We start from the raw sequence: 12229 nt of genomic DNA, 5'->3' as shown, positions 1-12229 counted from the left end.
TAACGCGAGTAATCATATGAACAGCAAGCATTTACTTATTTTGCTGGTTACTTTAAATAGCTTATTAACCAGTATGCCGTCATGGGCGGTTTTTGATTCTGCGAAGTTTAATCAGTCTAAGCCTTTAGAAATCAGTCGGATTACCCCAACAGGCGAAGATGTGGAAGCAGAACGACAAATTGTTTTCCAATTCAATCAACCTGTCGTGCCAATTGGTAAAATGGAACGCAGCGCGGCAGAAATTCCTATTACCATTCAACCTGAAGTCAAATGCGAATGGCGGTGGGTTGACACTTCCGCCTTAGCCTGCCAATTGCGCGATGAAGATGCGTTAAAACCAGCAACCCGCTATCGAATCGTCATGCAAACAGGTATTAAAACCGAAGACGGTCGCACAATTGCCCAAGCGATTAAACACGAATTTATTACCCAACGCCCGCGTGTTTCTTATACCTCATTTGACACATGGAAAGCCCCGAATAGTCCGCAAATTCGCGTCAGTTTTAATCAATCCGTGACGAAAGTCTCTGTCGAAAGTAGTTTGTACATTCGCAAACCGAACGGACAACGCATTGCGATTAATGTTTTACCCACTCAAGAAACCGACGATACGGAAGAAGGTGAGACAGATAACGGCGAAACGATTGATTTACCCCCGCCAGCAGACACTCCCCCAAAAGCAGAAACCCCCGCAACGCCTCCAAGCCCTGAGCCAACGGCGGCAAGAGCATGGGTTATTGCCCCTAAACAATTGTTAGCCTTAGATACTTCTTATGAGTTATGGGTAACAGAAGGTTTAATTTCAGGCGAGGGCGGAACGGAGAAAGGGATTGAAAATCAAGTTGTCACTAATTTTGATACGTTGCCAGAATTTCGTTTTTTAGGCGTTTCATGTACGACATTAGGAAATGAAGATGTCTTTATTGCGCCCAAAGACGCTGTTAATAAAGCTAAACGTTGTAACCCCTTACGCCAAGTTGCTTTAGTATTTTCCAGTCCTGTCAGCAATACGATGGTCAAACAAAATTTATTGCTAACCCCTGATTTAGCAGGCGGACGGACAGATTATGATCCTTGGGATAAAGTTTCTGATTACAATCGGTTAAGAGACAGTCATACCAAAGGCGACACTTATAAAATTTGGCTACCAGAGTTATTAAAAGCCTATCAAATTTATAAAGTTGCTATTCTTAACCCTAACACGCTAAAAGACGAATTTGGGCGTGCTTTACCCAGTGCGGTTAATTTAGAATTTGCAACCGATAATCGTGAACCAAATTTTGTTTTTGAATATGAACATTCTGTTTTAGAAAGTGGCATTACAGACAGCGAATTGCCGATGTACACCACGAATTTAAAAGATATTACAATTTCTTATCAAGAATTAACAGGACAAGGTTGGACAGCCTTAAAAAATGCTGTCACCCAAGCCCCAACCATTAAAAACCTCGCGGTCAAACTCCCTGTTGGCATTAGAAAGTTATTAAACGGCAAATCAGGCATTATTCAAGGACGTTACACCACGACACCCAATACTAATCAAGGGGGTTACGAATGGGGTAATTGGTTTTTTAGCCAAGTAACGCCGTACCACGTGCAAGCTAAAGTGGGACACTACAATAGCCTTGTGTGGATTACTGACTTTGCCACAGGTAAACCCGTTGCTGATGCAAAAATTAGTTTATATTTAGATGATTATGTAGGAAAAGATAAACTACCAGACCCAATTGCAACGGCAACAACAGACGAAAACGGGCTTGCTACCTTAGCAGGACGGGAAACGTTAGACCCAACCTTGCAACATAACTATGTCTATAACCCCAGCGAACAACGCTTTTTCGTTCACGTACAAAAAGGCGAAGAAGTGGCGTTATTACCCTTAGACCAAAATTATGCGATTGAGATGTATCAAATTTCGCCTGATTACTCAGTCTATAGCTATCCGCGCCAAAAATATGCCTATATCCAAGCATGGGGCACGACCGCGCAAGGGGTTTATAAAGTTGGCGACACTATTCAATATAAAATTTATGTGCGCAATGAAGGCAATAACAAATTAGAACCTGCACCAAAAGGGACTTATAAACTTTCTGTTTATGACCCGACGGGCAAAGTTATCAATGAAGTGCCGACTGTTCAACTTTCTGAATTTGGCGCGTTTCATGGTGAGTTTGTCGTACCTACAACGGGGGCAGTTGGCTGGTATCGCTTTGAATTAAGTGCTGACTTTTACGAAAATACATGGTCGCCTATGCGCGTTTTAGTCAGTGACTTTACACCTTCGCCTTTCCGTGTCAAAACAACGTTAAATGGCGATTTATTTCACCTTGGCGATACCGTCAGCGTTGAGACGCAAGCCAGTTTACACGCAGGGGGGGCTTATGGGGATGCGCAAACCTTAGTTGCCGCTGTACTCAGTCAAAATGAATTTGTTCCTGCCAGTCCGTTAGCAAAAGGTTTTCAATTTGACACCTTTGCAGACAATACCGATGATGAAACCCTCTTTCATACAGAAAGTGCAGTGGATGCAAAAGGCTTATTAACAACAGAGATTCCGTTAAAAGAGACTAAAGTTTTATATGGCACATTACGAATTGAAAGCGCGGTGCGGGATGACCGAGGCAAAGACGTTGCGAGCAGTGCTACCGCAACTTATGTCGGACGCGATAGATTTGTCGGCTTAAAAACTGAAAACTGGCTCTTAAATGCAGGCAAAGAAAATACGGTTAATGTTCTGGTGGTTGATGAGCGTGGCAATCCGATTGCAGGAACACCTGTGAATGTTCTCATTGAACGTGAAGATACCAAAGCCTCACGGGTCAAAGGTGCAGGTAATGCTTATTTAACCCAATACGAAACGGTATGGGTTGAAACAAACCGTTGTGAAACAACTGCAACCGCAGAGCCTTATATTTGTCGCTTTACCCCACCCAGCGCGGGCACTTATCGACTGGTTGCTACAATTAAAGACACCAAAGAACGTGAACATAAAACGACTGTTAATCAGTGGGCTGTTGGTGCGGGCGAAGTGGTCTGGCAAATGGAAGCGGGTAACGGTTTAGAAATCGTTCCCGAACAAGAAAAGTATAAAGTCGGTGAAACGGCAAAATATCTGGTTAAAAACCCATTCCCTAATGCAACGGCATTAGTCACCGTAGAACGTTTAGGCATTTTAAAAAGCTGGTTAGTGACGCTACCTAACAGCGTTGAAGTTATCAGTGTGCCTGTAGAAGCCGATTACACCCCCGGTTTTTATGTCTCTGTCACGGTGGTTTCTCCGCGTGTGGATAAACCCATCGATGCAGAACAAGTTGATTTAGGCAAGCCAACATTCCGCATGGGCTACGCTAAAACCTTAGTAGAAGAGCCTTATAAAGAATTAGTCGTTGACATTAAAACCGATAAACCTGTTTACAAACCCCGCGAACCCGTTACGGTAAAATTTAACGCCCATGCAAAACAAGCGGATGTTAAAGCTCAACCGATTGAGTTAGCAGTAATTGTCCTCGACGAATCCGTTTTTGACTTAATTCAAGGCGGACTCAGCTACTTTGACCCTTATCGTGGTTTCTATCATCTCAGCGACTTAGACATGAGCAATTACAGTTTACTCATGCGTTTAGTCGGTCGACAAAAGTTTGAAAAGAAAGGCGCGACCCCTGGCGGTGATGGTGGCATGGGGCCGAATCTCCGCTCACTCTTTAAATTCGTCAGTTATTGGAATCCAAGCGTTCCCGTCGATGCGGAAGGTAACGCCCAAGTTCAATTTAACACCCCAGACAATTTAACAGGTTGGCGAGTATTAGCCCTAGCCGCAACCCCTGCTGACCGTCTAGGCTTAGGCAATGCAAACTTTAAAGTCAACTTACCCATCGAAGTACGTCCTGCCTTACCTAATCAAGTGATGGTTGGTGACACCTTCGATGCAGGTTTTACCGTGATGAATCGCACCGAGAATGCCCGCGAGTTAGAAGTAACCATCAGCGCGACAGGTCCAGTGCAAAAAACAGCAGGGGCAGATAAAACCAACATGACCGTGAAGCTAAAAGCAGAGCCTTATAAACGTTACAATGTTTGGCTGCCCATTAGCACAACTGATATTGGCGATATCCAATTTACTGCCACTGCAGGTGATGCCACCGATAAAGATGGTTTAACTCAAACGCTTAAAGTGTTACCCCGTCGCTCACTAGATACCGCCGCCACTTACGGCACAACCACAGAGGCAAGTCTCAGTGAATCCTTACAATTCCCTGCGGATATTTATGGCAATGTCGGACAAGTAAGCGTTGTCGTCTCTCCAACGGTTATCAGTGATATTAATGGCGCGTTCCAATACATGCGCGACTATCCCTATGCCTGCTGGGAACAAAAGCTGAGCAAAGGCACGATGGCAGCGCACTATAATAACCTCAAAGCCTATCTACCCAACACGGTAATGTGGGAAGGTTCAGCTTCTTTACCACAAGCGACGTTAGATTTAGCCGCTGATTATCAAGCCCCCAATGGTGGCATGACCTTCTTTATTGCCCAAGACCAATATGTCAGCCCCTACCTCAGTGCTTACACCGCTTTAGCCTTTAACTGGTTACGTGCCAGCGGTTACGTGATTCCTGACCAAGTAGAAAATCGCTTGCATGAATACTTACTGACCCTGTTACGTAAAGATGTGATGCCTGATTTTTATTCGCAAGGCATGGCATCCAGCGTGCGTGCGGTCGCACTGGCGGCACTGGCAAAACATGGCAAAGTTGTACGGGATGACATCAATCGTTATCAACGCGCTTTAAAAGACATGGACTTATTTGGCAAAAGCCAATACTTAGATGCCGCTTTAGCCATTCCTAATACAAATAAAATCCGTATGGAAACGGCAAACGCGATATTGTCACAGCTCAACCAAACGGGCGGAAAAATCACCTTCCAAGAAACCTTAGACGATGGCTACAACCATCTTTTAAGCTCTAATTTACGCACTGAATGCGCTATTTTAGACGTGTTAGTCAAATACGATGAAGTAATGCAAAACAATAACTTAGTCAGTGATATCCCCTATAAATTGGTACGTCATATTTCTCAGACACGGAAATATCAAGGACATTGGGAAAATACGCAAGAAAATATGTTTTGTATGAATGCGTTAACCTCATATGCACGAGTTTATGAAAAAGATAAACCTGCGATGATTGTTAAAACCTTCATTGATGACAAACCATTAAGTTTATTAAATAAACCGACAGAAACCGAAGTGCGTTTTGACGATGTGAAAAACCCCGCCCAAACCTTCGCCCGTCCTATCAATGAACAAGACCCCGCCCGCAAAGCAACGGTTAAGTTAGATAAACAAGGCGATGGACGTGTTTACTACACCGTGCGGATGCAATATGCCATGAAGGAAGAGAAAGCAACCGCTGTTAATGCAGGGATGGAAATTAACCGCGAATACTACGTCAAACGCAATGACAAATGGGAATTACTGACCAGTCCCTTTGAATTGAAAACAGGCGAATTAGTGCGCGTGGATTTATTCCTCTCTTTACCTGCGGCGCGTCATTTTGTTGTGGTAGATGACCCCATTCCAGGGGGATTAGAACCTGTCAACCGTGATTTAGCGACAGCCTCCACCGTCGCGGCGGATGAAGCAAAAGGGACTTATGCGGGGGGGTCTATTTGGTTTCGCTTCAGTGATTGGCGTGAATACGCCTTCTCCTTCTGGAGCTTCTACCATAAAGAGCTACGCCATAACGCTGCAATTTTCTACGCGGATTATCTTCCTGTTGGCAATTATCACTTGTCTTATATCGCGCAAGCCATTGCACCTGGTGAATTTACGATTCTGCCAACGCATACCGAAGAAATGTATGACCCTGATGTCTATGGCAAGAGCACCCCTGCAAAGTTAAAAGTCACCCGTGACCCCTCAGCCGATGCAGGCAAATAAAAATAAGTAATCATTTGGCATTGACTCATTGATTCAAGCCAAATTATCGAGTAAGACCCAATAACATTTAATGCTATTGGGTCTTTTTTTGTCTGTATAGTAAACGCACTATAAAACGGTACGAAGGACTGCCAGTCCTAAATTTAAATCACTTTATCGTACGTTTACTATAACAAGATTTAAACCCCTTAAACCAAGAAATGAATGCGAATCACGCTTTTTAATTCTGCTAATTCTGAAAATTCTGTGAATTCTGTGAATTCTGATTCAGACAAAAAAAGACCTGCTAAGTTTTGAAAATCTAGCAGGTTTCTATTTTTTTATAAATCTCGCAAAACTGGGGGTATCCTATGTATGATTTACCAAAATTTAAAACAATCAGTATGGATTTAACATGTTAACTAAAGAGAAGTTATTGCAACTTAATGCAGGGAAATATCGCTTTGTTATTATTTCTATTGCATTATTTATTATGATTGATGTTGGTGTGTTAATTCCAAACTTTATACTGTCTTCACAAATTAAACAGGATGCTGTTGGCATTAACTTAGCGGGACGACAACGAATGTTGTCACAACGGATGGTTAAAGTCTTATTACAATTAGAAATAGAGCAGTTAGATAACGTTCGTCTGCAAAAAATTCTCTCAGAATTACAAGATACAACGCAATTATTTGATTTAACCCTCACTGCTTTTCAACATGGACAGTTTCCTTTATCTCAAATTCCACTTTTCCTAACTATTTCTAATTCTTATCACGCAACAACATTGACTGAGTTAAAGAAAACCGTTGATTTATTTTCCCTAACTTTAAATGCATTTGATAAAGGTGATACAACAAGAGGGGGGAATGGAGATATTGTTTTTTTACCTGAAGTGGCAACACCTGCGGCTCGTTTGGCAGTTTCTCAAGCCGTACAAATTTGGCAACCTTATTATACAAAGTTACAATTGGTTTTAACTTCTTCTGAGAATATCAATAAAGAATATTTAAATCAGGCAATTGAATATGGATTAGCAAATAATTTAATCTTGCTTGATTTAATGAATCAACTCACAACAGAGTTAGAATATATTGCTAATCATAAAGCAGCAACTATTCAATTAATTCAAATAATTGGTATTATTTTGGTTGCTATTAACTTTATTATTTTGGTCTTTCAAGTCCTACATCGCCTTAAAAAACGAGACCTTGCATTATTAGAAGCTCATGAACATATCACTGAGTTAAATAAAAAGTTGACTTCTGAGAATTTGCGCATGAGTATGGAATTGACGATTGCGAGCCAATTGCAACAAATTTTATTGCCTAAAGATAATGAGTTAGAGAATATCAACTATTTAGACATTGCTAATTTTATGCGTCCAGCAACTGAAGTCGGGGGCGACTATTATGATATTTTGCAATGTGAACAGGGAAGGGTCGTTATTAGTATTGGAGACGTGACAGGGCATGGGTTAGAAAGTGGTGTTTTTACGATTATGGTGCAAGCCGTTGTACGTACTTTATTAACACAGCAAGAGTATAATTACACACGCTTTTTAGAGTCAGCCAATAAAGTTATTTATGATAATGCGCGACGGATGGGCTCTGACAAATGTCTTACTTTTTCACTGTTAGATTATCAATATCGACATGATGGTAATGGCTGTTTACGGGTAGTAGGGCAACATGAAAGTGTTATTTTGGTACAAAATGGGCAGTTACAGCTTATTGATACTATTGATTTAGGCTTTCCTATTGGTTTGATAGATTCTGTTGCGTCCTATGTCCAAATGTTCCAATTAGTCTTGAATCCTGATGATGTTGTTGTCCTTTATACGGACGGTATTACAGAGGCGGAACGGATAAGTAATAAAGGACGGGAGCAATATGGCATCACTCGCCTTTGTCAGTGTGTGCAAAATGTTTGGCAATGTACTGCAACAGATATAAAAGAGGCTATTCTTGCGGACGTATTAGCTTTTATGGGGAGTAATAAGCAATTAGACGATATTAGTTTAATTGTGTTAAAACAACGCTAGGTTTTTAACACGCTATCTTTCTCACTATAACATCGTTATGCTGGTGAGACACTTAGATAATTTATAACTGATTGCTATTTGTCAACAAAAGATTGACATAATCTTGGTTGGAATTGCAAACATTAACAATGATTAATTGTTTTTGAAACAAAGGTATAATGTAACACGTAATAAAAAAAAGGTTGTTATCTCATTTCAACTACGTTACATTTCCTCGTTTAGCATAATTCATATGTTAAAGAATACATGATGATGACTCAAAAATCGTTTGTGCCATGGGTCGCGGGTATTTCCTTACTCGCAATGATTACAGGTATTAGTGTTGGATTTTGGCTCAGTCAGCGGACTTCTACCACAATTGAAGGGTTACATTATCCCGATGCACCAATGCTGACTGAATTTAAGCTAACTAATCAGCTAAATCAGCCTTTTACCTTAGATAGCTTTAAAGGAAAGTGGACATTAATTTTTTTTGGTTATACCCATTGTCCTGATATTTGTCCTTTAGCACTCAGTGTTTTAAAAAGTGTTAAATTATCGCTTACTAATTTATCCGAAAGTACGGATACACAATTCGTTTTTATTTCTGTGGATGGTGAACGCGATACCCCTGTTTTATTAAAGCAATATTTAAATTATTTTGATCCTGAATTTATTGGTGCAACAGGCAATGCTAGCGAAGTGTTAGCCCTCACTCGTCAATTGGGTATTGTTTATTTTCGTGGTTCACAACAAGCAGATGGTAGTTATCTCGTTGATCACTCATCCTCTATTTTATTGATTAACCCGAAAGCCCAATTTGTGGGCACTTTTGCAGCCCCTCATATTCCAGACGTTGTATTACAACGTTATTTAAAAATGCGCCGTTTTCTGGAGAAACAGATATGAAAAAAATATTACTTGCTTTCACTTGCCTTTATGGTGTAACAATAGGCTCAACATGTCTTGCAGAAACTGGATTAATGGCACATCAACCATGGGTACGTGAAGCACCGCCCAATATGACGATGAATGCTGCCTACATGGAACTGCGTAACGACAGTGACAACGATTTAATGATTGTTGGTGGTCAAAGCAAAGATTTTGGGAAAGTAGAAATACATACAACCGTCCTAGAAAATGATGTAGCAAAAATGTTGCCAATTCCTAAATTGGTTATACCTGCAAAGAAATCCGTCACCCTCGCCCCTGGTGGCATACATATCATGTTATTAAATCGTCAACATGAAGTAAAAACTGGCGATAAAATTGACATCACCTTACAACTAAAAGATGGGCAAACCCTACCATTGAGTGTGGAAGTAAAGGCTGCCGCGCCAACTGCCGAAACAGATGGAATGAGTGAACATCATCACTAAACGATGGTTTTATGCATTCAAGTTACTAACGACAGATAAACAGACAGAATTCTTTTATTAACCACGCATTCTAAATGCGACGAACTCAACTTAACGGTACATGCTGAAAACCAGTTCATTCACAGATAAATTAAAAACGTTCCCGCAATATGTGATTCCACAGCACCTACTCTCGCAATGGATACATCATGTAATGCGTTGGCAAGGTGGATGTGTCACGCACTGGGCAATTAAGCAATTTGTTCAGCATTACCAAGTTGATATGCAAGCGGCTGAATTATCGAAGCCCACCGATTACAAAAATTTTAATCAATTTTTTACCCGCACATTACGGACTGATGCGCGTCCTATTGCGGCTAATCACATCATCAGCCCTGTTGATGGCGTGATTAGCCAATTAGGGGCAATCAGCCAACATCAATTATTACAAGCAAAAGGACATGAGTTTTCCCTAACGGCATTACTCGGAGGTTCTACACATCTCAGTACATATTTTGACAATGGGTTATTCTGTACCATTTATCTATCTCCTAAAGATTACCATCGTATTCATAGCCCTATCACGGGTTATGTACGAGAAATGACTTATATCCCTGGAAAATTATTCAGTGTGAATAAGCGCACAACCCAAGTTGTGCCTCAATTATTTGCCCGTAATGAACGGCTCATTTGTATTTTAGAAACCGCTATCGGCAAAGTTGCTGTTATTTTTGTGGGAGCACTATTTGTGGGGAGTATGGAAACCAAATGGGCAGGGACTATTACGCCACCTTATCAAGGACAGATGCAGTCTTGGCAATATCTACCCAATGAGCTAAGTCTGCAATGTGGTGAAGAAATGGGGCGGTTTAACATGGGGTCAACAGTTATCCTGTTGCTTCCACCTAACCGTGCCCGTTGGTTAGCACAGTATGAGCCTGATTCTGCATTAAGAATGGGGCAAGCACTGGCTGAACTGGCTACCTGATTTGGTAGGAACTACTGGATAAAACCTGTTTTTTGGAGTTTTTTTCTCCCACTTTATCCAGCATTGCAACATCTCGTTAGAACGTAATGTCAACCTGTGATATTAAGCCTGTTTTTTACAACAGACGATTCTCATCTCACATGACCAATTGTTGACCGCTTACTGTTCTCGTTAATATGTCATGATAGATATGAGAACCTGTAAAATAATCTTAACTGTTACCTGCATGTCCAGCCTTTGGGGATGTGCTACCTTAGATGAATCAAACGATTCACTGTTTGCGGGTGATGCATCGATTTACACTGCATTACAAAATCGTGTTGCTTCCGTTATAGAACGACACAAGACAACCACGACATTTGACAATTTACAAGGCTACTTAAAAACACCTGAAATAATAGACGATGACGTAGCCCCGCCCGCTACGAATAAAAAAACAAGAAGCACGGACACAAAAAAGGACAATCTCTGGCATAGAGTTCGAGCAGGCTATAAATTAGGCAAAATGGAAAATAATGCCATTCGCACTGCTTTGAATAAATATCAAAAATCTCCTCGTTACTTTAACCAATTCTCCAGCAATGCAGAGCCTTACCTGTACTACATTGTTGAAGAATTGGAATATCGCGGTATGCCCTTAGAACTCGCGTTACTTCCCGCCATTGAAAGCAGTTTCGAGCCTAACTTAGTTTCTTCTGAAAGTGCTTCAGGTATCTGGCAATTTATCCCAAGTACAGCCAAAGGCATTGGTTTACGCCTCGACGATTGGTATGACGGTCGACGCGACATTGTCGAATCAACCCAAGCAGCCCTTGATTATCTACAAGAACTGTATGAATTTTTTGATAATGATTGGTTATTAGCCCTTGCTGCTTACAACTACGGGCAAGGAAATATCAAAAAAGCCATTCAACGTAATCGAGATGCGGGCAAACCAACAGATTATTGGTCACTAGACCTACCACAAGAAACCCGCCTATTTGTACCTCGCTTACTCGCACTTGCAGAAATCGTAGGCAACCCCGATCAATATGGGGTAAAACTCTACGATATTCCTAATAAAACCTACTTTGAGCAAATTGATGTTGGGCAACAAATCGACATTAATACCGCAGCAAAAATGGTGGGATTATCTTCTGCAACGTTAAAACGCTTAAATCCTGCCTATAGCAATGCAGTGACCGCCCCTGATGGTCCTCATTACCTAACGCTACCTGTTGGAAAAGTTGCTGTCTTTAAAGATAATATTGCACAATTAGCAGACAATGACTACACGTTAAATACATACAATACGAAGATGTCATTAAGCCAAACTTCTAATGCAAATCTTCGTTTAGCAACGACCGCTCAAGAAAAGCCAACCCGTGTGCACCAAGTCCGACGTGGAGAATCACTCAATAAAATTGCACAGTTGTATCATGCAAGCGTAGATGACTTACGGCAATTAAATGATTTGGGGAGTAAACCGCGCTTACGTGCAGGACAAAGACTCCGCGTACCCTTAGAAACTGCTGATAAAGGCTTGCAAATGGTTGCACAAGCGACCAATCACCCAACGACAGCAAAAGGGAAATCGACAAAGAATTTACGGCAAAAATTGAGTTATACCGTTAAATCAGGTGATAGCGTTTGGACGATTGCCCGTCGTTATGGCGTAGATGTCGCCGACATTAATCAGTGGAATAACCTGAAAAAAGGCAAACTGAAACAAGGACAAAAATTGATTATTTGGCAAGATGGTTAGTGAAAAGACCAGCTAGATTTTAAAAATCTAGTCGGTCTGTCCTTTAGTACATGCGAAAAGGTCTGCCAGTCCTTGAAGGATTGGCAGACCTTTTTTGCAATATATAGCAAACGCATTATAAAACGACATGAAGGACTGCCAGTCCTAGATTTACCCTGAGTTCGGCGAGTTTTATAAAATAAAACAGAGACCT

The 12229-nt window shown here is 41.2% G+C and carries 6 protein-coding genes; all 6 read left to right on the top strand.

Going from position 1 to position 12229, the window contains the following annotated elements; all coding sequences use genetic code 11:
* The first annotated feature begins 16 nt into the window (after positions 1-16).
* The 6 genes from BEGALDRAFT_RS04220 (at position 17) to BEGALDRAFT_RS04195 (ending at position 12036) form a co-directional block, all read left to right on the top strand.
* Positions 17-5941 (top strand): alpha-2-macroglobulin family protein, encoded by a 5925-nt coding sequence (locus tag BEGALDRAFT_RS04220; protein WP_002683989.1) that lies wholly within the window; start codon positions 17-19, stop codon positions 5939-5941.
* 394 nt (positions 5942-6335) lie between these two features.
* Positions 6336-7967 carry a SpoIIE family protein phosphatase gene (locus BEGALDRAFT_RS17890; RefSeq protein ID WP_002683987.1) on the top strand — a complete coding sequence of 544 codons (1632 nt, stop codon included), beginning with the start codon at positions 6336-6338 and terminating at the stop codon, positions 7965-7967.
* Positions 7968-8213: 246 nt separating this feature from the next.
* Complete coding sequence (locus BEGALDRAFT_RS04210; RefSeq protein WP_002683985.1) at positions 8214-8855, top strand: SCO family protein; 642 nt, start codon at positions 8214-8216, stop codon at positions 8853-8855.
* Entirely contained in the window at positions 8852-9325 is a 474-nt protein-coding gene (locus BEGALDRAFT_RS04205) for a copper chaperone PCu(A)C (protein ID WP_002683983.1), read from the top strand. Before BEGALDRAFT_RS04210 ends, BEGALDRAFT_RS04205 begins: the two co-directional genes overlap by 4 nt.
* A 100-nt stretch (positions 9326-9425) precedes the next feature.
* Positions 9426-10292, top strand: a complete 867-nt coding sequence (asd, locus tag BEGALDRAFT_RS04200) for an archaetidylserine decarboxylase (protein WP_002683981.1) — start codon at positions 9426-9428, stop codon at positions 10290-10292.
* A gap of 226 nt (positions 10293-10518) precedes the next feature.
* On the top strand, positions 10519-12036 hold the full coding sequence (locus tag BEGALDRAFT_RS04195) for a transglycosylase SLT domain-containing protein (RefSeq protein WP_002683978.1): 1518 nt from the start codon (positions 10519-10521) through the stop codon (positions 12034-12036).
* Positions 12037-12229 lie beyond the last annotated feature (193 nt).

Origin of the sequence: Beggiatoa alba B18LD (assembly GCF_000245015.1) — a bacterium.
Classification (GTDB): Bacteria; Pseudomonadota; Gammaproteobacteria; order Beggiatoales; family Beggiatoaceae; genus Beggiatoa; species Beggiatoa alba.
Note: the sequence above shows the minus strand (reverse complement) of the source record. Positions and strands in the feature narration are given on the sequence as shown.